This window comes from Streptomyces sp. SPB162, from assembly GCF_029504575.1.
Taxonomy (GTDB): Bacteria; Actinomycetota; Actinomycetes; order Streptomycetales; family Streptomycetaceae; genus Actinacidiphila.
This window is the reverse complement of the sequence record NZ_JAQFII010000001.1, coordinates 2,327,110-2,348,962: the sequence shown is the minus strand read 5'-3', so window position 1 is coordinate 2,348,962 and position 21,853 is coordinate 2,327,110. Positions and strand designations below refer to the sequence as shown.

The window sequence follows — 21,853 nt, the reverse complement described above, 5'->3', positions numbered from 1 at the left end:
GACGCATCGACGCACAGAAGTGAGAAGCACCGCATGGCAGCAACACCGACATGGACCGGCCAGTGGGTCGCGGACCGGCTGGACATCGCCCTGGAGGGCGAGGGACTGACCGATCTGCTCGGGCTCGCGCTGCGGGACAACCCGAAGCGCGCGCACCTGCTGGTGTCGAACGTGCTGGGCAAGCACGTCCCCCGGCACCCCTTCGACGTCCACGCCGCCGGGTACGGGCTCGGCCGCCGGGTGCGGGAGCTGCTCGGTGACGACGAGGCCGCGCGGTCCGTCGTCCTCGGTTACGCGGAGACCGCGACGGGCCTCGGGCACGCGGTGGCCGACGGGCTCGCCCTCACCCCGTATCTGCACTCGACGCGGCGTGCGGTCGCCGGGGTCGCGGCGGCCGGCGGTTTCGAGGAGGAGCACAGCCACGCGACCGGCCATCTGCTGCTGCCGGAGGATCCGGAGCTGCTGACCGGGGCCGGGCCGCTGGTGCTGGTCGACGACGAGTTCTCGACGGGCCAGACCGTCCTCAACACGATCAGGGACCTGCACGCCCGCCACCCGCGCGCCCACTACGTGGTCGTCGCGCTCGTGGACATGCGGTCGGAGGCGGACCGGGAGCGGCTGACGGAGTTCGCCGCCGGGCTCGGCGCGCGCATCGACCTGCTGTCGCTGGCGTCCGGCACGGTCCGGCTGCCGGAGGGCGTGCTGGAACGCGGCCAGGCGCTCGTCAGGGCGAGCGTGACGCCGCCGCCCGCGCCCGCGACGGCGTACGACGTGGTCCGGGTGGACCTCGGCTGGCCCGAGGGACTGCCGGACGGCGGGCGGCACGGTTTCACGCCCGCGCACCGGGAGCGGCTGGAGGCGGCGGTGCCGTCGATGGCCGAGGCGGTGCGCCTGGCGCTCCCGGACGACGCGCGCCGCGTCCTCGTCCTCGGCAACGAGGAGCTGATGTACGCGCCGCTGCGGCTCGCCCAGGAGATCCAGGACGGTATCGGCGCCGACGTCCGGTTCTCCACCACCACCCGCTCGCCCGTACTGGCCGTGGACGACCCCGGCTACGCGATCCGCAGCCGGATCGTCTTCCCCGCCCACGACGACCCCTCCGACGGGCCCGGCCCGCGCTACGCCTACAACGTGGCGGGCGGCGACTTCGACGTGATCGTCGCCGTCGTGGACTCGGCGGGGGACACCCCGGCGCTGCACGCGCCCGACGGGCTGCTCGCGCACCTCGCCGCCCACACCGGGCGGGTACTGCTCGCGGTCGTGCCCGCGTACCAACCGAACGGACAGGTTCAGCAGATGGCCCAGACCACCACGCTCCCCTCCCCCCTGCGCGGTCCGGCGTTCTCGTCGTACGCGGCGGACGAGGTCGGGTGGCTGCTGAAGGACCTGTCGGACGTCGAGCTGGAGGCGCCGACCGAGGAGCGCGAGGAGGCAATACAGAGCGGCGGGGCGCACTACGCGGAGTCGCTGCCGGTGGAGTACCAGCCGAGCGAGGCGTACCAGGCGCTGTTCCGTGCCGCGCTGGAGACGTCCGCCGACCGGATCGCCAGGGCGGTGGGCGCGGTCACCGAGCTGGTGCTGACCGAGCGCGGCCCGGACGTCGTCCTCGTCTCGCTGGCGCGGGCCGGCACGCCGGTCGGGGTGCTGATGCGCCGCTGGGCGCGGCACGCGCACGGCCTGGAGCTGCCGCACTACGCCGTCTCGATCGTGCGCGGCCGGGGCATCGACACCACCGCGCTGCGCTGGCTGGCCGAGCACCACGACCCGGAGCAGGTCGTCTTCGTCGACGGCTGGACCGGCAAGGGCGCGATCACCCGCGAGCTGGCCGAGGCGGTCAAGCCGTTCGGGAAGTTCAACCCCGACATCGCGGTGCTCGCCGACCCGGGCGGTTGCGTGGGCACCTACGGCACCCGGGACGACTTCCTCATCCCCTCCGCCTGCCTCAACTCCACCGTCTCCGGGCTCATCTCGCGCACCGTGCTGCGCGCGGACCTGATCGGGCCCGACGAGTTCCACGGCGGGAAGTTCTACCGGGAGCTGGCCGGGTCGGACGTCTCCGGGCTCTTCCTGGACACGGTGACGGCCCGCTTCGACGAGGTCGCCGACGCGGTCGCCGCGGACGTGAAGGAGCTGCGGTCGCAGGACCGCAGCCCGACCTGGGAGGGCTGGGCCGCCGTCGAGCGGATCAGCGAGGAGTACGGCATCGGGGACGTGAACCTCGTCAAGCCCGGTGTCGGCGAGACGACGCGGGTGCTGCTGCGCCGCGTCCCCTGGAAGATCCTGGCGCAGCGCGGCGCGGGCGCGGACCTGGACCATGTGCGGCTGCTCGCCGAGCAGCGCGGGGTGCCGGTGGAGGAGGTGGACGGGCTGCCGTACTCGTGCGTCGGTCTGATCCACCCGCGCTTCACCCGGGGGGCCACGGGGGCCGACGGCCTGGCGGCCACCACCCCCGCCACCTCGACCGATACCGCCACCGCCACCGCCACCGACGGAAAGGCGGACGCCCGATGAGCACCGCACACCGTACCCTCGCCGCCAGCGACCTGGACCGGACGCTGATCTACTCCTCCGCCGCGCTCGCGCTCGGCATGCCCGACGAGCACGCCCCGCGGCTGCTCTGCGTCGAGGTGCACGAGGCGAAGCCGCTGTCGTTCATGACGGAGACGGCGGCCACGCTGGTGCAGCGGCTGGCCGCCGAGGCGGAGTTCGTGCCGGCCACCACCCGGACCCGCAAGCAGTACCGACGGATCAGCCTGCCGGGGCCGGTGCCGCGCTTCGCGATCTGTGCCAACGGCGGGCATCTGCTGGTCGACGGCCGCACCGACCAGGACTGGAACGCCGAGATGCGTCGGCGTCTCGCGGACGGTTCGGTGCCGCTGGCGGAGGTGCGCGCGCACCTGGCGCGGGTGACGGACCCGGCGTGGCTGCGCAAGGAGCGGGTGGCCGAGGACCTGTTCGCGTATCTCGTGGTGGAGCGGTCGCTGCTGCCGGAGAACTTCGTGAAGGACCTGGCCGAGTGGGCCGACGGGCGCGGCTGGACGGTGTCGCTGCAGGGCCGGAAGATCTACACGGTCCCCAAGCCGCTGCGCAAGAGCGCGGCACTGGAGGAGGTCGTCCGGCGTACCGGTGCCACCGAGGTGCTGGCCGCGGGCGACTCCCTCCTCGACGCCGACCTGCTGCTCGCCGCCGACGCGGGCTGGCAGCCGGGGCACGGCGAGCTGGCGGACAGCGGCTGGACGGCGCCGCACGTGACAGCGCTGGCCACGCTGGGTGTCGCCGCGGGCGAGGAGATCCTGCGGCGGATGCTCGCGCGGGTGGCGGCCGGCGCGCAGGACGGTGCCGCGGCCGCGTGACGCGGGTGAGTGGTCTGTCCGACCCCGAGGCGTGGGTCAGTCCCCGGTGGTCACCACGCGCGTGCAGTTGGCGCGGGCGGCCTCGACCCGGTCGGCGTTGGGGCGCTCGCTGGACGCTATGAAGGCGTGCGCCTCGGATTCGCTGCGCCCGCCGCGGATGTGGCGGCGCAGCAACCGCCGCTCGCGCACCGCCCGCGGGGCGTCGACGAACCACACCTCGTCGAGCAGGTCGCGTACCGCCTCCCAGCCGGGCCCGTCGTCGGCGAGGTAGTTCCCCTCCGTGACGATCAGCCGCACCTGGGGGAGCACGACCAGGCCCGCGGCGATCGGCTCCTCCAGTCGGCGGTCGAACTCGGGCACGTAGACGGGCCGTTCGGGGCGGGACCGCAGCCGGCGCAGCAGGTGGACGTAGCCGTCCACGTCGAAGGTGTCGGGCGCGCCCTTGCGGTCGGCCCGGCCCAGCCGTGCCAACTGGGCGTTGGACAGATGGAAGCCGTCCATCGGGACGTACGCCGCCGTGTCCGCGCCGAGCCGCGCGTTGACGCCGTCGACCAGCCGGCGGGCGAGCGTGGACTTGCCCGCGGCGGGCGCGCCCGCCATTCCCAGCAGGGCCCTGCGGCCTGGAATGCTGGGCACCAGGGCGACGGTGTCATCGACGAGCATGCCCGTCACCTTACGGCCAGGTCAGGACGGCACGTCCATTCGAGGAGAAACCTTGTACGAGACGAAGAATCCGCAGCTCACCCCCGAGCTGTACGCGTATGTACTGGCGCACAACCCGCCGCTGGACCCGGTCCAGCGGGAACTGGTCGAGCTCACCCACACCCGGCTCGCCGACGTGTCGGGGCTGCAGACCGCTGAGGAGCAGGGCCCGCTGCTCGCCTTCCTGGTGCGGCTGATCGGGGCCCGCCGCATCGTCGAGGTCGGCACGTTCACCGGGTTCTCCACGCTGTCGATGGCCCAGGCGATGCCCGCGGACGGACAGCTCATCGCCTGCGACGTCTCCGAGGAGTGGACGGCCGTCGGCCGCGAGGCCTGGGCGAAGGCGGGTGTCGCGGACCGGATCGACCTGCGGATCGCCCCGGCGCTGGACACGCTGCGGGCGCTGCCGGAGGGGCCGTGGATCGACTTCGTCTTCCTCGACGCGGACAAGGTGAGCTACCTCGCGTACTGGGAGGAGCTGGTGCCGCGGATGAACCCCGGCGGCTTGATCGTCGCCGACAACACCCTCTACCACGGTGCGGTCGCCGACCCGGCCGCGGAAGGGCCGGCGGCGGCGATCCGGGCCTTCAACGACCGGGTGCGGGAAGACGAGCGGATGGACGACGTGCTGCTCACGGTCGCGGACGGGCTCACCGTCGCCCGCCGCCGGTAGCCCCGGGCGACCACGTCCAGTCCTGAGGCAGCCCGCGAGGCGGGGTCCGGCGGGCGGCCGCCGCCTCGCGGGCCGCCGCCTCGCGCGCTGCCGCCTCGGGGTGGCGCCGCTTCCAGTTCGGGTTGTCGTGCGGGAGGCCGCCGGAGACGCGGCCGTACATGCCGAAGACGAGCAGCATCAGCCCGACCACGAAGCTGAAGATCACGTTGGGCATCCGGAAGGCCAGGAAGTTGTGGCTGCTGTCCAGCAGGGCGAGATTGACGAAGCCGCTGAGGATGAACAGGATGCCCAGGACCATGTTCAGCGTCGAGGCGGCGTTCCCGCCGATGACCATGCCCGCGAAGAGCAGCACCCCGACGGCGATCGACAGGACGCTGAGGGTGCCGTTGGTGTTGAGGCCCGCCACCGTGTCGCCGTGGGTGTCGAAGAGCGGGATCTGGTCGAGCAGCCCGAGGATGCCGAAGATCAGCAGGATGAGCCCCATGAGCCCCGCGCCGATCCGGTAGACCTGGTTCAGCCGGTGGTCGGCGGGCAGGTGATCATCCAGCGCGACGTTCATGAGCGGCCTCCTCGACGGAGCGCGGGTAAACGGAACCGGATACCCCGCTTATCTCAAGCCTCCCCCCTGCGAGCAGGTTCCTCAACCGCTCCGGCCGCGGCTGCCCCGCCTGCGACGAGGGAGCGCAGCAGGGCCGGCCCCACCTCCTCCAGGCTGCTCAGCACCGTCCTGCCCGGGGCGGCCGGGATCGGCACGACGGACGGGACGGCCAGCACCCGGCAGCCGGCGGCCTCGGCGGAGGCCACTCCGGTGGGGGTGTCCTCCACGGCGACGCAGCGGGCCGGCGAAGCGCCGAGCAGCCGGGCCGCCTCCAGGTACGGGTCGGGCGCGGGCTTGGTGCGGGCGGTGTCGTCGGCGGTGACGGAGACCGCGAAGTTCTCCCGGCCGAGCACGTCGAGCACCAGGTCCACCACCCGCCGCGGCGAGGCCGAGACCAGCGCCGTCACCACCCCCTCCGCGCGCAGCCCGGCCAGCAGCGCCGTCGCGCCGGGGCGCGGCCGTACCCCGCGGGCCACCAGCTCGGCGAAGCGGGCGTCCAGCTCCGCCGCCAGGTGCTCATGGGTACGCCCGGTCCCGGTGACCGTGCGCAGATGGCCGGTGGTGTGGTCGACCGACCGGCCCAACACGTCGGGGACGTCCGCCTCGGTCAGCGGGTGGCCGAGCGCGGAGGCGGTCTCGGCGACCGCGTCCCACCACACCCCCTCGGTGTCGACGAGCGTGCCGTCCATATCGAAGAGCACCGCCTGCAGCGTCACGCGGCAGGGCCGTCGACGAGCACCGGGCGCCGCGGAAGGGTCACGGTGACGTTCGCGCCGGCCGGCAGGGTGGCCGCGCGGTGGCTGGGCACGTCCGCCTTGACCGTCGCGCCGTCCGGCAGCGACAGGGTGAGGCGGGTGACCGCGCCGTGGAAGGCCGCGGTCAGCACCCGGGAGCGGCCGCCGGCGTCCGCGGCGGCCTCCAGGGCCTCCGGCCGGACCAGGACGTCCACCGGGCCGTGCGCGGGGGCGGTGCCGCGCACCGGCAGTCGCTGTCCGAGCACCTCCACCTCACCGTCGGCCATGACACCCGGCAGCCGGTTCATGGTGCCGACGAACTCGGCGACGAACGCGGTCGCGGGCGTGTCGTACAGCTCGGACGGGGTGGCGACCTGCTCGAGGCGGCCGTCGCGCATCACCGCGACCCGGTCGGCCGTCGACAGCGCCTCCTCCTGGTCGTGCGTGACGAAGACGGTGGTGATCCGCAGCTCCCGCTGCAGCCGCCTGATCTCCTCGCGCAGCGTCACCCGGACCTTGGCGTCCAGCGCTGACAGCGGTTCGTCCAGCAGCAGAACTTTGGGCCGCAGCGCCAGCGCGCGGGCGAGCGCCACCCGCTGCTGCTGCCCGCCGGAGAGCTGGTGCGGGTAGCGGTCGGCGTGCTGCGGCAGCCCGACCAGCTCCAGCAGCTCACGGGCGCGCGAGCGCCGCTCGGCGGCGCCGGTCCGCCGCATCTTCAGACCGAACGCGACGTTGTCGGCGGCCGTCAGGTGCGGGAAGAGGCTGTAGGACTGGAAGACCATCCCGGCGTCCCGGCGGTGCGCCGGCACACCGCTGATGTCCTGGCCGTCGACCAGGACCTGGCCGGAGTCGGGCCGTTCGAAGCCGGCCAGCATGCGCAGCGCCGTGGTCTTGCCGCAGCCGGACGGGCCGAGCAGCGCGAGCAGTTCACCGGGGCGGGCGGTCAGGTCCAGTCCGTCGAGGGCGGTGGTGGCGCCGAAGGACTTACGCAGCGCGCGGAACTCGACGGTCGTGGCCGATGGGGCGGGCGACGTGGCCCGCTCGGCCGTAGCGGCGGTCATGCCACCTCCTGTGCGAGGGGTACGGGAGCGGCCGTGTCAGGGCGGTCCCGGCGGGATGGGCGGGAGGTGCGGGAGAGGGAACGGGACCGGTCGCGGGGCCGGCCGAGCGCGGCGAACACCAGCAGCAGCAGCCAGGTGACGACCAGGCTCAGCACCGAGACGGCCACCGACAGCTGCGCCTGGTCGCCGCCGGTGTTGACGATCCACACCGCGAACGGCTGGTAGCCGAGCAGTGCGCCGACGGTGTACTCGCCCAGGACCAGCGCGAGGGTGAGGAAGGACGCGTTCAGCAGCGCGCCACGGAGGTTGGGCAGCACCACCTGCAGGACGGCGCGCGGAGCGCTCGCGCCGCAGCTGCGCGCGGCCTCCACCAGGACGCGGACGTCGACCGCGCGCAGCCCGGCGTCCAGCGCCCGGTAGGCGAGCGGCAGCGCCATCACCGTGTAGGCGAGGACCAGGACGAACGGGAACCGCTTGTCCTGCACGGCGGTGAACGTCTGGAACAGCGGGGTGCGCGACAGGTGTTCAGGGCCCCAGCGCAGCACGCTGCTGTAGCCGGAGACCAGCGCCACCGACGGGACCACCAGGGGCAGCGAGCAGATGACCTCCAGCACCGGCCGCAGCCGCGGGGCGCCGAGCCGCACCGCGACCAGCGCGGGGACGAGCAGCAGCATCACCAGGACGATGGTCGCGGCGGCCAGTTCCAGGGTGAGCAGCAGGCTGTCGGCGAAGCCGTCCGCGCCGAGGATGCCGCTGTACGCGTCGAGGGTGTAACCCTGGCCGGGGACATCCACGGTGAAGATCACCGAGGCGGCCACCGGGACCAGGAAGTACAGGCCTGCCACCAGGCCGACGGCGCCGCGCCACAGCGGCTTGCGGGTCAGTCGAGCCATCGTGCGCTCCTTCGCTGGAGGGGGACGTAGACCGCCATGACGAGCCCGGCGACCACGACCATGTCCAGACTGAGCGCGAGCGCGATGTTGCCCTGGCCGACCAGGACGTTGCCGGACAGCGCGTCGGCGATCTGCACGGTGATCAGCGGCACCGAGCCGCTGCCCAGCGCGGCGGCCGTGGCGTAGGCGGCGAAGGCGCTGCCGAAGAGCAGCACATAACCGCCGAGCAGGGATGGGGCCAGCACCGGCAGCGCGACGTGCCGCCAGTATTGGAAGCCGGTGGCGCCGTTGTTCTGCGCGGCCTCGCGCCACTGGGTGCGCAGCCCCTCCAGCGCCGGGGTGATGGCCAGGACCATCAGCGGCAGCAGGAAGTACAGGTAGACGGTGACCAGGCCCCAGAACGAGTAGAGGCTCCAGCCGGCACCGGTCAGGCCGAGGTGCTCGGTGAGGACGCCCGCGTTGCCGAGGGTGGCGATGAAGGCGAACGCGAGCGGCACCCCGCCGAAGTTGGCGAGCACGCCGGACGCCGCGAGGACGCCCTCACGCAGGGCGCGGTGCCGCGAGGTCACCACGGCCTGCGCGAGGGGGAGTCCGAGCACGGCGGCCAGCAGCGCGGAGAGCGCCGACAGTTTGACGCTGCTGACCAGCCCGGTGAGGTAGGCGCCCTGGAGCGAGTCCGTGAGGTTCGCCGTCGTCCACCGCGCGCCGCCCGGCGCGTCGCTCGACGTACTGAAGGCACCGGTCAGCATGGCGGCGGCGGGCAGGCCGAACGCCACCAGCATGAACAGCACGAGGGGCAGCGCCGCCAGCAGGCCGGCCGGCGCCTTGGTCTTCGAGGTCATCAGGAGACGGCCTTGGCCCAACCCTGGGTGACGGCCTTCTTGGCCGCGTCCACCTGCGCGGGCGTCGGGAAGGCCGGGGTGCCGGCGACGGCGGGCAGCTTGGCGGCGGCGGCCGCGTCGAGCGTGCCGGCCTGCTTGAGGGAGTCCATCAGTACCGGGCGGGCGTACCCCTTGAGCCACAGGTTCTGGCCCTCGGCGCTGTACAGGTACTCCTGCCACAGGCGGGCGGCGGCCGGGTGCGGCGCGTCCTTGTTCACGGCCTGCGCGTAGTACTGGGCGTAGACGCCGTCGCTCGGGATGGAGACCTTCCAGTCCACGTTCTTGCTCTTGAACTCGTCGGTGTAGCCGGCGTTGAGGTAGTCCCAGTCGATGCTGATCGGCGTCTCGCCCTTCTGGACGGTCGCCGGCGTCGACTCCACCGGGTTGTAGTTGCCCGACTTCTTCAGCTGCCCGAAGAAGTCCAGACCGGGCTGGATGTCGTCGAAGGAGCCCTTGTTGGCGAGGGCCGCCGCGTACACGCCGCCGAAGGCGGAACCGGACTTCGTCGGGTTGCCGTTCAGCGCCACCTGGCCCTTGTACTGCGGCTTGAGGAGGTCCGCGAAGGTCGAGGGGCACTCCTTGACGCGCTTGGCGTCGCAGCCGATCGAGACGTAGCCGCCGTAGTCGTAGTACCAGCGCGCCTGTGCGTCCTTCTGGGCGGCCGGGATCTTCTCGTAGTCGGCGACCTTGTACGAGGCGAACAGGCCCTGCGCGGCGCCGCTCAGCGCGAAGGCGCTGCCGAGGTCGACGACGTCGGGGGCGCGGTCCTGGCCCTTGCGGGTGCTGATCGCGCTGATCTCGATCTGGCTGGAGGCGTCCGGGTTCTCGACGGCGACCTTGATGCCGTACTTCTTGCCGAAGCCGTCGATGATCGCGCCGTAGTTGGCCCAGTCGCGCGGCAGGGCGATCGCGTTGAGCGTGCCCTCCTTCTTCGCGGCGGCGACCAGGGCGTCCATCCCGCCCAGTTCGGCGGCGGAGGTGGCGGTGGCGGCGCTCTTCTTGCCGTCGGCCGCGGTGGACTCGGTGGGTGCGGCGCCACAGGCACTGAGGCCGAGCGCCGCTATGGCGAGGACACCTGCGAGGCCGGCGGCCCGGGGGCGGGGCAGAAACACGGGACTCTCCATGGGCATGGCCAGGGTTGGCTGTACAACTTGAACAACGCGACCCCAGTACGCCGGAGGGCGGTGGCCGGAAGGTGAACGGACCGCCGAGTCGCGGCGTCGGTCAGGGGAACGCCCTGGTTCCCCCGGGAACGGCGGTTAGGCTCGGTCGCCGGAGCAGGGATCGACGTGGATCGACGTGGGGGAGCAGCGTGGCGGATGGCCGGCAGTCGATGTATCGGAAGGTGGCCGCCGACCTCCGGCAGGGCATCGCCGACGGCGCCTACGGGTCCGGCGGCCGGCTGCCCGCCGAGAGCGAACTCGCCACCCGCTACGGCGTCTCGCGCGGCACCGTGCGCCAAGCACTGGCCGTACTGCGCGCCGACGGTCTGGTCACCTCCCGGCGCGGCACCCGCCGCGTCGTGCTGGGCACCACCCGGGTCCAGAGCTTCGCCGAGCTGCTCAGCTTCACGCGCTGGGCCCGCTCCATCGGCGAGGAGCCCGGTGGCCGGGTGGTGGAGATCGTCCGCGGCCCCGCCGACGAGGTCGAACGCGAGCGGCTGCGGCTGGAACCGGGCGACGACGTCTACCGGGTGCTGCGGGTGCGCACCCTGTCCGGCGTCCCGGTGATGGTGGAGCGGTCCGTCTACCCCGAGCGCGTGGGCGTCCTGGTCGAGGCGTTCGATCCGCACGCGGTCTCGCACACCGTGCCGCTCCAGGAGCAGGGCGTGCTGTTCGCCGACGCCCACCACACCATCGACCTGGCCCTCGCCGACGCCGACGACGCCCGGCTGCTGGGCTGCGCGGTGGGCGATCCGCTGCTGCGCGAGCGGCGGCACACCACCGATCCGGCGGGTTTCCCGGTGGAGTGGTCGCAGGACCGCTATCTGCCGGGAACGGTGGCCTTCACCGTCCACAACTCGACGGCGGTCACCTCGCTCTCCCGCCGCGCGGGAATCTGACGAACGTTCGTCCCCGGTCTTCCTCTGTTCATGCGCGGCTGCCATCATCGCTACTCGTCAGTAACCCCGAGTAGCGCCCTCGCACCTCTCTGACCAGGAGGCACCGTGTCCGACCTCTCCCGCCTGCCCAGATCCGGTATCTCCCGCCGCACACTGCTGGGTTCGGCGGTCGCCACGGGTGCGGCCATCGGCGCCGGCGTGCTGCCCGCGGGGCTGCAGCAGGCGCTGGCCGAGCCCGCCCGGCAGGGCACGCTGGACGATGTCGAACACGTTGTGGTCCTGATGCAGGAGAACCGTTCCTTCGACCACTACTTCGGCACCCTGAACGGTGCCCGCGGCTATGGCGACAGCTCGCTGCTGCGCTTCCCGAAGGGTTCCGACGTCCTGCACCAGCGGCTGCTCGGCTCCGTCGGGGGCACCAGCCTGCTGCCCTGGCACCTGGACACCGGCACGTCCGACGCCCAGCGGATCTTCGACCTGGACCACTCCTGGGACGGCACCCACAGCGCCTGGGCCAACGGCCAGTACAACAACTGGATCCCCGCCAAGACCTGGTACACGATGGGCTACTACCGGCGTCAGGACATCCCCTTCCAGTACGCGCTCGCCGACGCCTTCACCCTCTGCGACCAGTACTTCTGCTCCACCATGGCGTCCACCAACCCCAACCGCCTCTACCTGTGGTCGGGCACGGTCGACCCGCGCGGCACCGCCGGTGGCCCGGTCGTCGACAACAGCGAGAAGGGCTACACCTGGACGACGTACCCGGAGCGCCTGCAGGCCGCGGGCATCTCCTGGAAGGTCTACCAGCAGGAGGACAACTACGACGACAACGCGCTGGCCTGGTTCCGGCAGTACCAGAACGCCTCCAAGGACTCACCGCTGCACGTCAACGGCATGGTCAAGCGGGGCGCCGACGACTTCGCCCAGGACGTCGCCAACGGGAGGCTGCCCGCCGTCAGTTGGGTGGTGGCGCCCACCGACCAGTCGGAGCACCCCAACCACCCGCCGGCCCGGGGCGCGGACTTCACCTCGTCCTACGTGCTGGAGGCCCTCGCGGCCCATCCCGAGGTGTGGGCCAAGACCGTCGTCCTGCTCAACTACGACGAGAACGACGGCTTCTTCGACCACGTCATCCCGCCGACCGCCCCCGACGGCACCCCCGACGAGTTCATCAACGGCGCGCCCATCGGGCTCGGTCCGCGCGTCCCGATGATCGTCATCTCCCCCTGGAGCCGGGGCGGCCGCATCAACTCCGAGGTCTTCGACCACACCTCGGTCCTGCGGTTCCTGGAGAACTGGACGGGGGTGCGCGAACCCAACATCTCCGCCTGGCGCCGCACCATCTGCGGCGACCTGATGTCGGCGTTCGACTTCCGGACGTCCAGCACGGTGTTCCCCGCCCTGCCCGACACGAAGAAGCTGCTCGCGGACCTGGCCGAGCAGCACAAGAAGGTCCTGCCGCCGCTCTTCCCGCCGGTCGTCCAGCACTTCCCCGAGGTCGAGCCCGGCGACCGCCCGGCGCTGCCCACCGGCTACCGCTTCGGCTCGTCCTCGCGGACCGACGCCGCCAAGGGCCTTATCTGGATCACCGTCGACAACCTCGGCACCCTCGGCGCCGGCCTGTCGATGTACACCGTCAACCACCGCAAGTTCGGCGCCTGGCGCTACACCCTGCCGGTGGACGGCAGCGTCACCGACTACTTCAGCGCCCAGGCCGTCAGCGGCGGGCCGTACGACATCGACGCGCACGGCCCGGACGGGTTCCTGCGCGGCTACAAGGGCGACGTCCGCACCTGGACCGACCCGGCGAAGGCGCACCCCGAGGTGGCGGCGGCCGAGACGCCGGAGGGCGTCCACCTCACGCTCACCAACGCCGGCGGAAGGCCCGCCGTGTTCACCTTCGCCGGCACTCACGTGACGGTCGCCGCCGGCGGTTCGGCGACCGCCGTCGTCCCGTCCACGGCGGCGGGCCGCTACGACTTCACGGTGACGGCGGACAACGGCGACGGCTTCGAACGGCGCTTCGCGGGCCGGCTCCAGCCGTAACGGCAACCGGGTGCGGGGTCGCTGCCGCTCGGGCGGCCCCACATCCGTGAGTTGTGCAGCCAACTACAGGAGGCGGTCAGCTGCAGCAGCCGCCTCCGCAGCATCCGCCGCCACCGCCACCGCCGCCACCCGGCGCGGGAGCGGCGCTGCCGCCCACGGCGACGGCCGACAGCAGCTTCACCGTGTCGTCGTGCCCTTCGGGGCAGCTCGCGGGGTCGGAGGACTGGGCCATCGGCCGGTTCAGCTCGAAGGTGGTACCGCAGGACCGGCAGCGAAACTCGTATCGGGGCATGCCCGAAGAATAGCCCCGCGGGCCGGTCGTCCCGAGAAGAGCGTCAGCGACCTTGCGCGCGGTCCTCGCGAATGTTCGCGACCACCCGGTTCACGGTCTCCCGGACGGACGCCGTCTCCGTCAGGAAGGCCCAGTAGTCCGGGTGCCGGCCCTCCAGCGCGGCCAGCGCCCGGTCCAGCCGTGCCACCGCGTCGTCCAGCGGCCGGGCGTGCCGGGGCTCGGGAGTCGTACGGCCCTGCATCGCGAGCCGCTGCGCGTCACGGATGGCGAACCGGGTCTTCTCGACCTCGGCCTTCGGATCCTTGCTGACCTCGTTCAGCCGGCGCAGCCGGTCACCGGCGGCGGAGACCGACCCGTCCACGTCGTCCAGCAGCGCCCGCACCGTACTCAGCCGCGAGGTCGCGTCGGCCCAGCGCTGCTCGTCGCGCGCCTTGGCGGCCTCCGCGAGCTTGGCGCCCGCCTGCGCCACGGCGGTCTCCGCCTGCGCCGGCACCTGCTGCAGGTCCTGCCAGCACGCCAGCGAGAAGCGCCGCCGCAGCTCACTGAGGATCGGCTCGACGCCGCCGGCCCGGGTGGCCAGCGCCTCGACCCGGGTGCGCAGGCTGACCAGCCGCTTGTCGATCTCCTTCGCCTGCTCCGGCAGCCGCGACGCCTCCGCCCGGATCGCCTCCGCACGGCGCTGCACGTCCTCCGCGCGCGCCAGCGTCTCCGGCACGCCGTGCGTGCCGGCCCCCTGGTTCAGCTTCGTCAGTTCCGGCGAGAGCGCCGCCAGCCGCGAGGCCAACTCGTCGCCCTTGAGCCCGGCGGCCCGCACCGCGTCCAGCGCGTTGCTCGCCGCCAACAGCCCCTGCCGCGCCCGCTCCACCGCCGGCGCCAGCCGCGCCAGCTGTGTCTCGGCCTTCCCCAGCAGGGGCGCGAGGCTCGCGGCGAACCGGTCCAGGTCCGCCCTGGCCCGGTCGAGGTCTTCCTTCGCCTTCGTCAGCTCGTTGCGAGCCCGGCCCGCGGCCGCCGCGTCCAGCTCGTCGTGATCCAGGTCATGGGCGTCGACGGTGGCGATATACGCCCCGCTGACCTGGTCGATCTGCTCCCCGAGCGCCCGGAACCCGGCCAGCGCGCGCTGCGCGGCCGGCGAGTTGTCGACGGCGCTGATGGTCTCTATGGACAGATCCAGATCCCGTTGCGCGGTGTCCAGCTCGTAGAAGGCCTGGGAGGCGGCATCCTTAGCGGCCTGGGCATCGGCGCGCAGATTGTCGCCGCGCCGCCACCACGAGCGTGCCGTCGTCACAGTGACTCTCTCCCGCAGGTCCGCCGCTGGTGTCTGTCGGCTCCAGTCTCCCACCTGACCAAGACGAATACACGGCCCGGGCCGGTTGCACGGACACCTGACCGAACGCGGGAGGGATGCTTTACCCGCCCTTGGTATCCGGTTGGGGAGCACCCGGTCCGGCGGGGTAACCTGTCACTTCACGTTCCGAGGGCGTGTAGCTCAGTGGTAGAGCAGCGCCTTTACACGGCGCTGGTCGGCGGTTCGAAACCGTCCACGCCCACCGCTCGATCCATCCGGGAGCCCCCGGCCAGCAATGGCCGGGGGCTCCCGGCGTTCCGGGGGTCGAAGGCCCGCATGGACGGCCGATAGGCGAACTGGTGCGAGGTTTAACGATCTTGCATTGATTCGTTCGGGGGAACGGTGCCGAACGGGGGCATATCAGTGGGAGGGTGAGCCGCAAACTCTGTCCTGTGAGAAACAGGTGGGGAAGGGCCGCCCTGCGTGCGGCAGTGGTGGCGGCAGGAGCCGTGCTGTGCGGTTCGGGGTTGCTGGTCCCGGCGGCGATCGCCGACGAGGGGTGTCCGGGACCGGTCGTGGTCGACGTGGAGCAGGGCTCGGTGCACGTCTGCGTCCAGGCGCCGGACCCCCAGGGGCTCGGTGACGAGGACGAGGACGAAGGCGAGGACGGCCAGAGCCACGGTCACGGCGGCGGCCACTGGCACCACCACTGGCACCACCACTGCCACTGCTACTGGCACTGGCACCACGGCCATCCGTCCTGCCCTGAACCGACCCCCACGCCGACGCCCACCCCCACACCCACCCCCACTCCCACGCCGACCCCCACGCCGACGCCGACCCCGAGCCCCACCCCCACGCCTGTTCCGACACCCTCGCCGACGCACGTGGTCGTCCCGCCCCCGCGGATCACGCCGCCGCCCCGCGTCAGGCCCTCGCCGGCCCCGGCGCCGCCGCGCGAGCCGGCGCCCGTCGTCACCTCCGCGCCCTCGCCGACCCCGACCCCGCGGCCCGCCCCGCCGGCGCGCCCGGCCGTCCACTGGCCGGCCCCGGTCGCGGCCCCGGCGCCGCCCAAGCGCCACCGGCAGCCGCTGATGATGACGATGCTGCTCACGACGGTGCCGGGACTGCTCGCGGCGGCCGTGCTCAAGCCGGGATCGCACGTGTACCGCAGGGGCCGTTGACGTCCTCGGACGACCGGTGACCCGTAGACCCGCTGTCAGTTCCGTCAGCTAGGAGTTCCTCATGTCGCAGTGGATTGCTCTGGTGATCGCGATGGCCGCGGCCTGCGTGGTCGTCATCACCGTCGTGGTGCTCAGACAGCGGCGCGTCCCGGCGGACGACGACCCCTCCGAGACGCCGGATGTCATCGAGTACATGACGATGATGATCGGGGTGATCTACGCGATCGTCCTGGGCCTGGCCATCGCGGGCGTGTGGGAGGGCCAGGGCGCGGCGCAGGACGGCGTGATGCGGGAGGCACAGGCCCTGCACGAGGTCAGTACGCGCGTGCAGGTGTATCCGCCCGAGGTGCGGGACCGGATCCGTGCGGACGTCGACGCGTACGTCAGTTACGTCGTCCACAAGGAGTGGCCGTACATGGCCGACCACGGCACCCTCTCCCCGAAGGGGACGGAACTGCTGTCGGTGCTGCGCCGGGACGTGTCGAACTACGCCCCCAAGGGCGACCTGGACGCGCAGGCCTACCAGCCGGTGGTGGACCAGGTCGCGGCCGCCGACGAGGCGCGCACGGCACGCGGCCAGAACGCGGGCGCGACCATGCCGGGGATGGTCTGGTTCGGTCTCATCGCGGGCGCCCTGGTGACGGTGGGGTTGATCTTCACTCTGCAGATCCGGCGCTCGGGGCGGGAGTTGCTGCTGGCCGGCCTGTTCAGCGCGCTGATCGCGTTCCTGTTGTTCCTGATCTGGGACCTGGACGCTCCGTTCGGCCAGGGCATCTCGGTGGATCCCGACGTATTCCTGGACCTGTTCCCCGCGCTCCAGTAGCGGGGTGCCGCGCGGCGGACGGAAAGGGCGGTGGCCGGGGAAAAATCCCCGGCCACCGCCCTTTCCCACCGTGCTGCTTCAGTCGCGCCAGTTGGCGATGTTGACGTTCTCCAGGATGCCCAGGGCGTCGGGGACGAGTACGGCGGCGGAGTAGTAGGCGCTGACGAGGTAGCTGATGATGGCCTTCTCGCTCAGGCCCATGAAGCGTACGTTCAGGCCGGGTTCGTATTCGTCGGGGATGCCGGTCTGGCGCAGGCCGATGACGCCCTGGTTGTCCTGCCCGGTACGCACCGCGATGATCGAGCTGGTCCGCGCCGGACTGATCGGGATCTTGTTGCAGCTCAGGATCGGGATGTCGCGCCAGGCGGGAACGGTGCTGCCGTTGACGTCGACGGTGTTGGGGTAGAGGCCTTTGCGGGTCCATTCGCGGCCGATGGCGGCGATGGTGCGGGGGTGGGCGAGCAGGAAGCGGGTGCCGCGGCGGCGGCTGATGAGTTCGTCGAGGTCGTCGGGGAGCGGGGGGCCGGCGTGGGGCTGGATGCGCTGGTCGTATTCGGCGGCGTGCAGCAGGCCGAAGTCGGGGTTGTTGATCAGTTCGTGTTCCTGGCGCTCGCGTAGCGCCTCGATGGTGAGTTTGAGCTGTTCCTCGATCTGGTTCATCGGTTCGTTGTAGAGGTCCGCGACGCGGCTGTGGACGCGCAGGACGGTTTGGGCGACGCTCAGTTCGTATTCGCGCGGGGCGAGTTCGTAGTCCACGAAGGTGGAGGGCAGGTTCGTTTCGCCCTTGTGGCCGGAGGCGAGTTCGATGGCTGCTTCGCCGCGCTTGTTGACGCGTTGGCGGGGGATGGCGCGGTAGGCCTCGAGGTGGGCCCGCAGGGTGGGGGACTGGTCGGCGAGGGTGTGGAAGTCCTGGCGGGGCAGGGCGAGGACGGTGGTGGTGGTGGCGGCGCGGGCGGTGAAGTCCCAGGAGGCGTCGGGGTCCAGGAGGCCTTGTTCGCCGAAGTGGGCGCCGTCGGCCAGGACGCCGAGACGATTCTGCTCGCCGAACTCGCCTTCGCTGAGTTGCTCGACCTTGCCGTGGGCGAGGAGGTAGAGGGTGTCGGCGGGTTGGCCGGCTTCGGCGAGGAGGTCGCCGGGGGCGAATTCGTGTTGGGTGAAGCGTTCGGCGAGGGCGGTGAGGACGTCGGTGTCCTGGTAGGAGCGCAGGAGTGACAGTTCGCCCAGTTCGGCGGGGATGACCCGGACCTGGGAGCCGGTTTTGACGAAGGTGACCTTGCCGTCGCCGACGGAGTAGGTCAGCCGCCGGTTGACCCGGTAGGTGCCTGCGGTGACCTCGACCCAGGGCAGCATGCGCAGCAGCCACCGGGAGGAGATCCCGGCCATCTGCGGTGCGGACTTGGTCGTGGTCGCCAGATTCCGGGCGGCAGCCGTATCGAGGCTCGTATGCGCCGAGTTGTTGTCCGGAGCGCCCGAGGTGCTGAGAGCGGCGTCCTGGCCCGCGTCAACCGACATGCGTATGTCCTTCGCGTCAGGGATTGGGGTATGCGCGCCCATTCTTTTTCGTCACCCGCCACGCTGGCTATCGCTGAATCGAGTGAGAATGAACCCCGAAAACGCCAGAGTCAGGTAATAGGAACGTTTGCTCGAAGGGGACAGTGTCCGCATATGACGCGTTACGGTGCGGAGGGCTCTTGCGGCGCCAACTGCCCGCCGCGGAGCGGGAGTTACGGTTCTGTCCGTTGAGGAAAGAAAGTGATCGGAGCGCGATCGAAAAGGTTGCTTCGCCGCACACCCTTGACGTTTTTGGTGGTCTAGCAGATCCGCCGAGTTATTTCCCGCCGAATTCCGAACCGGCGCCGAGCCGGTTCAGAGCGCTTCGACGACCGTTGCGCGGTCGGTCGCCGCGGGCTGCGGGGGGATCACCAGCGGCACGGTGGCCAGGGCCGCCGCCATCGCCGTCCGGCGGCCGCGGCGGAACACGTACGCGGCCAGCGCGCCCGTTCCGACCAGGGCGATCAGCGACATGACCGTGCCGAGCCAGCTCGCACCCAGCCACTCCCCGCCGACATAGCCGAGACCCACGCTGTACGTCGCCCAGGCCACGCCCGCCACTGCCGACCAGGGCAGGAACTCCTTGGGCCGACGGTGCGCCACGCCCGCGCCCAGGCTCACCACGGAGCGGCCGGCCGGTGCGAAGCGGGCGAGGACGACGAGCGAGCCGCCGCCCTTGGTCAGCACCTCTCCCAGTCGCTCCTGCGCGGTGGTCAGTCGGCGGGACTGCGCCATACGGCGGTCGAACCAGTCGCCGCCGCGCCAGGCCAGCCGGTAGGCGGCGATGTCGCCGAGGCAGGAGGCGATGGCCGCGCACACCAGGAGCGCCACCACGTCGAGCATGTCGCCGCCCGCGCCGGTGGTACCGGCCGTCGCGGCGCTGATCACCAGCACCCCACTGGGCAGGATCGGGACGAACACGTCCAGCAGCACCGACAGCGCTACGAGCACGTAGATCCATGGCCAGTCGAACAAGGAGCCCAGACCCTCGAGCACCGTGCCTCCCCGTCCGACGTATTGCCTGTTGGCGTATGGGCGGATCTACATCCGCTCCCAGCCGTACAGCGTACGCCAGAGGGGGTGGCCGGTACGGGCGAGGGGTACGTGATGTTGTAGACACGGCGTGGGGAATATCCCGGACACCCCTGGCCGGACAGTCGGAGAACCGGCTGATGGCGGTGGGCGCCGCGGCCGGCCGCGAGCCGGCGGACACGGCGTCGCGCCGCTCATTTCCGCCGGAGTGTCGACGGCGTGAACGAGCCCTTGGGGCCGGCCACCCGGAGGTCGAGCAGGCGGCCGCGCAGGGTCAGCGTCATCAGCTGGTTGCCGAACCACGGGCCGCCCAGGCGCGTCCAGCGGATGACGGACGCCGGGAGCCGACCGTGGTGGACGAGGGCGCGGCCGATCCAGCGGCCCGGGCGGCTCCAGCCGAGGCGAAATCCCCACCGAATCGCCGCGGGGACGCTGTTGTGGAGGGGCGAGCAGGTGAGCTGGAGCACCCGGCTGCCGACCGGGCGCGGCCAGTGCGCCTCGGCGACGTACGCGTGGTGCACGTCGCCGGACAGGACGCAGATGGTCGCGGGCGCCCGCGGCCCGCTGCCCACCTCGGCGAAGAGTCCGGCGAGCGCGTCGAAGGAGGTGCGGAACGCCGCCCAGTGCTCCAGGTCGGCCGCCTGGCGCAGCTTCTCGCCGCGCTCCGCCCACCGCGGGCCCCGCACGCCCCGGCAGAGCGCCGCGTCCCACTCCTCGGCGGCGTGCACGGCGTGCGGCAGCAGCCAGGGCAGCGACGTGCCGACCAGCAGGTGGTCGTACGAGCCGTCGGACAGCGCCTGGTCGCGCAACCAGTCCCATTCGGCGGCGTCGAGCATCGAGCGCCGGTCCTCCTCCAGGACGCGGGCGGCCCGGGAGTCGACCATCAGCAGCCGGACCCGGCCGAAGTCGCGCCGGTAGCTCCAGCGCACCGATTCGGCGTCGGCGTCGGCGCGGGTGGCGAAGGCGCGGACGGCCTCGGTGCCGTCGGCGGCGGCCCGCACGGTGGCGAACAGCTCGTCGGCGGCCAGCTCGTCCGGGGAGAGGTTGCCCAGGTGCTGGTGGACCCAGTACGACATCAGCCCGCCGAGGATGCGCTCCTGCCACCAGGCGGTGCCGCGGATCTCACGGAGCCAGGCCTCCGAGGTGTTCCAGTCGTCGATCACGTCGTGGTCGTCGAAGATCATGCAGCTGGGGATGGTGGACAGCAGCCAGCGCACCGCGGGGTCGAGCCAGGACTCGTAGTAGAGGTGGGTGTACTCCTCGTAGTCCGCGACCTGGTCCCAGGGCGGGTCGGCGAGGTCGCGGCGGCGCGAGAGCCAGCGGCGGGTGGCCTTCGAGGTCTCGTCCGCGTAGACCTGGTCGCCGAGCAGGAGCAGCACGTCAGGGCGGGCGGTGCCGTCCCGCACGATCTCCTGGGCCAGGGTGTCGAGGGCGTCGGGGCCGACCGGATCACGGGAGTGTTGCGCGGGCGCGGCCCACCGGCAGGAACCGAAGGCGACGCGCAGCGGGGCGCTGCCGCCCGCGGCGGTGCGGATCGTGCTGGGCGGGTACGGGGAGGCGGCCGGCGGCCACACCTGGCGGCCGTCGAGGTGCACGGCGTACGGGGTCTCGGCCCCGGGACGCAGCCCGGTGACGGTGACCAGCGCGTAGTGGTGGCCGGCGACCTGCCATGTCCTCGCGGTCCCGGCGGCGCTTCCGGCGCCGCCCCCGTCGCAGGCGACGACCGCCTCGCACGGGCGGTCAGCCTCGATCCACACGGTCGCGCTGTCCTCGCCCACGTACCGCAACAGTGGTCCCAAACGAAGCTCGGCCAAGGTGACCTGCCTCCCTTCCGACGACCCCCAGGGTACGGACGCCGGAAGGGAGGCGGGAGTCACCGGTCAGGCCATCAGCATCCGTTGAGGATGGCGCTCAGGGCGCTCTTCTCCGCGGAGTCGACGGTCAGCGAGTAGGAGTACTTCACCCAGACCCACATGCGGGCGTAGGTGCAGTGGTACGAGGCCAGCGGCGGCAGCCACTGGGCGGGGTCCTTGTCGCCCTTGGCCTGGTTGACGTTGTCGGTGACGGCGAGCAGCTGGGAGTGGGTCAGGTCGTTGGCGAACGCCTGCCGCTGGGCGGTGGTCCAACTGGAGGCGCCGGAGCGCCAGGCCTGGGCGAGCGGGACCATGTGGTCGATGTCGACGTCGGAGGCGGCGGTCCAGGTGGCGCCGTCGTACGGGGAGTGCCAGGTGCCGCTGACGGCGGCACAGGAGGAGTCCTGGACGACGCCGGTGCCGTCGCGCTTGAGGACGACCTCGCGGGTGTTGCAGGCGCCGCTCTGGGTGATCCAGTGCGGGAACTTGTCGCGGCTGTAGCCGGTGGACGATCCCTCGGCCTGTACGGTCAGCGCGGCCAGTTCAGTGCGGGCGGTCGCGGCGCTGGGCGGCGTGGGGGGTGCGGCCTGCGCGGTGGTGGGGGTGACAAGCAGACCGAGGGCCGCGGCGACGGCGGCGAACGCGGTGAGCACGCTCACGCGTCGACGCGCGTAGACACTACGTATCCGGGACATGCGAACTCCCTGTGGGGTGGGGGCGGTTGCGGGCGTGTCCGACCGGACCCCGGCAAGGGCGGCGGCCCGGCAAGCGTGCCGGAGCCACATGACCCGCCGAGGTGCGGCAGGTTACAGATTGGCGACATGGGC

The 21,853-nt window shown here is 72.1% G+C and carries 20 protein-coding genes and 1 tRNA gene; 8 read left to right on the top strand and 13 right to left on the bottom strand.

The genetic code is table 11. The features are described 5' to 3' along the window. Positions 1-33 precede the first annotated feature (33 nt). Together M2266_RS10805 and M2266_RS10800 are read left to right on the top strand one after the other, a co-directional pair. Entirely contained in the window at positions 34-2,511 is a 2,478-nt protein-coding gene (locus tag M2266_RS10805) for a phosphoribosyltransferase (RefSeq protein WP_277437991.1), read from the top strand. Further along, positions 2,508-3,353 carry an HAD family hydrolase gene (locus tag M2266_RS10800; protein ID WP_277437990.1) on the top strand — a complete coding sequence of 282 codons (846 nt, stop codon included), beginning with the start codon at positions 2,508-2,510 and terminating at the stop codon, positions 3,351-3,353. The genes M2266_RS10805 and M2266_RS10800 overlap by 4 nt, the downstream gene beginning before the upstream one ends. 36 nt (positions 3,354-3,389) lie before the next feature. Here the strand turns inward: M2266_RS10800 and M2266_RS10795 are convergent, their stop codons facing one another. Then, the gene (locus tag M2266_RS10795) at positions 3,390-4,016 is read right to left on the bottom strand and encodes a nucleoside/nucleotide kinase family protein (protein ID WP_277437989.1); all 627 of its coding nucleotides are present in this window, start codon (positions 4,014-4,016) and stop codon (positions 3,390-3,392) included. A gap of 52 nt (positions 4,017-4,068) precedes the next feature. Between M2266_RS10795 and M2266_RS10790 the strand changes: the two genes are divergently transcribed. Continuing rightward, positions 4,069-4,728, top strand: a complete 660-nt coding sequence (locus M2266_RS10790) for an O-methyltransferase (protein ID WP_277437988.1) — start codon at positions 4,069-4,071, stop codon at positions 4,726-4,728. Here the strand turns inward: M2266_RS10790 and M2266_RS10785 are convergent. Genes M2266_RS10785 through M2266_RS10760 form a run of 6 tightly spaced genes read right to left on the bottom strand, consistent with a single transcriptional unit; the run spans position 4,706 to position 10,019 of the window. Then, the gene (locus M2266_RS10785) at positions 4,706-5,287 is read right to left on the bottom strand and encodes a DUF4383 domain-containing protein (RefSeq protein ID WP_277437987.1); all 582 of its coding nucleotides are present in this window, start codon (positions 5,285-5,287) and stop codon (positions 4,706-4,708) included. The genes M2266_RS10790 and M2266_RS10785 overlap by 23 nt on opposite strands. A gap of 53 nt (positions 5,288-5,340) precedes the next feature. Then, positions 5,341-6,042 (bottom strand): HAD family phosphatase, encoded by a 702-nt coding sequence (locus tag M2266_RS10780; RefSeq protein WP_277437986.1) that lies wholly within the window; start codon positions 6,040-6,042, stop codon positions 5,341-5,343. Further along, positions 6,039-7,121 (bottom strand): ABC transporter ATP-binding protein, encoded by a 1,083-nt coding sequence (locus tag M2266_RS10775; RefSeq protein WP_277437985.1) that lies wholly within the window; start codon positions 7,119-7,121, stop codon positions 6,039-6,041. Before M2266_RS10775 ends, M2266_RS10780 begins: the two co-directional genes overlap by 4 nt. Further along, a complete protein-coding gene (locus M2266_RS10770; protein ID WP_277437984.1) occupies positions 7,118-8,014 on the bottom strand; it encodes an ABC transporter permease subunit in 897 nt (298 codons plus the stop codon). Before M2266_RS10770 ends, M2266_RS10775 begins: the two co-directional genes overlap by 4 nt. Then, the gene (locus M2266_RS10765; protein WP_277437983.1) at positions 8,002-8,856 is read right to left on the bottom strand and encodes an ABC transporter permease subunit; all 855 of its coding nucleotides are present in this window, start codon (positions 8,854-8,856) and stop codon (positions 8,002-8,004) included. Before M2266_RS10765 ends, M2266_RS10770 begins: the two co-directional genes overlap by 13 nt. Then, the gene (locus M2266_RS10760; RefSeq protein WP_277437982.1) at positions 8,856-10,019 is read right to left on the bottom strand and encodes an ABC transporter substrate-binding protein; all 1,164 of its coding nucleotides are present in this window, start codon (positions 10,017-10,019) and stop codon (positions 8,856-8,858) included. Before M2266_RS10760 ends, M2266_RS10765 begins: the two co-directional genes overlap by 1 nt. Before the next feature lie 209 nt (positions 10,020-10,228). Here M2266_RS10760 and M2266_RS10755 point away from each other — a divergent pair, with 209 nt between their 5' ends. After that, the gene (locus M2266_RS10755; protein ID WP_277437981.1) at positions 10,229-10,957 is read left to right on the top strand and encodes a GntR family transcriptional regulator; all 729 of its coding nucleotides are present in this window, start codon (positions 10,229-10,231) and stop codon (positions 10,955-10,957) included. Positions 10,958-11,062: 105 nt separating this feature from the next. Further along, positions 11,063-13,006: a phospholipase C, phosphocholine-specific gene (locus M2266_RS10750; protein ID WP_277437980.1), complete on the top strand. Its 1,944-nt coding sequence runs from the start codon at positions 11,063-11,065 to the stop codon at positions 13,004-13,006. Positions 13,007-13,082: 76 nt separating this feature from the next. On the opposite strand, the gene M2266_RS10745 is transcribed toward M2266_RS10750, so the two are convergent. Together M2266_RS10745 and M2266_RS10740 are read right to left on the bottom strand one after the other, a co-directional pair. After that, the gene (locus M2266_RS10745; protein ID WP_277437979.1) at positions 13,083-13,298 is read right to left on the bottom strand and encodes a zinc ribbon domain-containing protein; all 216 of its coding nucleotides are present in this window, start codon (positions 13,296-13,298) and stop codon (positions 13,083-13,085) included. A gap of 43 nt (positions 13,299-13,341) precedes the next feature. Then, positions 13,342-14,583, bottom strand: a complete 1,242-nt coding sequence (locus M2266_RS10740) for a hypothetical protein (RefSeq protein ID WP_277437978.1) — start codon at positions 14,581-14,583, stop codon at positions 13,342-13,344. Between the two features lie 190 nt (positions 14,584-14,773). Here M2266_RS10740 and M2266_RS10735 point away from each other — a divergent pair. The 3 genes from M2266_RS10735 (at position 14,774) to M2266_RS10725 (ending at position 16,590) form a co-directional block, all read left to right on the top strand. Beyond that, a tRNA-Val gene (locus M2266_RS10735) sits at positions 14,774-14,845 on the top strand. A 190-nt stretch (positions 14,846-15,035) separates the two neighbouring features. Continuing rightward, complete coding sequence (locus M2266_RS10730; protein ID WP_277437977.1) at positions 15,036-15,767, top strand: hypothetical protein; 732 nt, start codon at positions 15,036-15,038, stop codon at positions 15,765-15,767. A 61-nt stretch (positions 15,768-15,828) separates the two neighbouring features. Then, positions 15,829-16,590, top strand: coding sequence for a DUF4239 domain-containing protein (locus tag M2266_RS10725; RefSeq protein ID WP_277437976.1), 762 nt, complete (start codon positions 15,829-15,831; stop codon positions 16,588-16,590). Positions 16,591-16,668: 78 nt separating this feature from the next. On the opposite strand, the gene M2266_RS10720 is transcribed toward M2266_RS10725, so the two are convergent. The 4 genes from M2266_RS10720 to M2266_RS10705 all read right to left on the bottom strand — a co-directional run bounded on the left by M2266_RS10720 (position 16,669) and on the right by M2266_RS10705 (position 21,712). Next, entirely contained in the window at positions 16,669-18,102 is a 1,434-nt protein-coding gene (locus M2266_RS10720) for a family 2B encapsulin nanocompartment shell protein (RefSeq protein WP_277437975.1), read from the bottom strand. 354 nt (positions 18,103-18,456) lie between these two features. Further along, complete coding sequence (locus M2266_RS10715) at positions 18,457-19,137, bottom strand: VTT domain-containing protein (protein WP_277437974.1); 681 nt, start codon at positions 19,135-19,137, stop codon at positions 18,457-18,459. Positions 19,138-19,367: 230 nt separating this feature from the next. Continuing rightward, on the bottom strand, positions 19,368-20,987 hold the full coding sequence (locus tag M2266_RS10710) for an alkaline phosphatase D family protein (protein WP_277437973.1): 1,620 nt from the start codon (positions 20,985-20,987) through the stop codon (positions 19,368-19,370). A gap of 74 nt (positions 20,988-21,061) precedes the next feature. Then, positions 21,062-21,712, bottom strand: coding sequence for an HNH endonuclease family protein (locus M2266_RS10705; protein ID WP_277441153.1), 651 nt, complete (start codon positions 21,710-21,712; stop codon positions 21,062-21,064). Between the last annotated feature and the right edge of the window lie 141 nt (positions 21,713-21,853).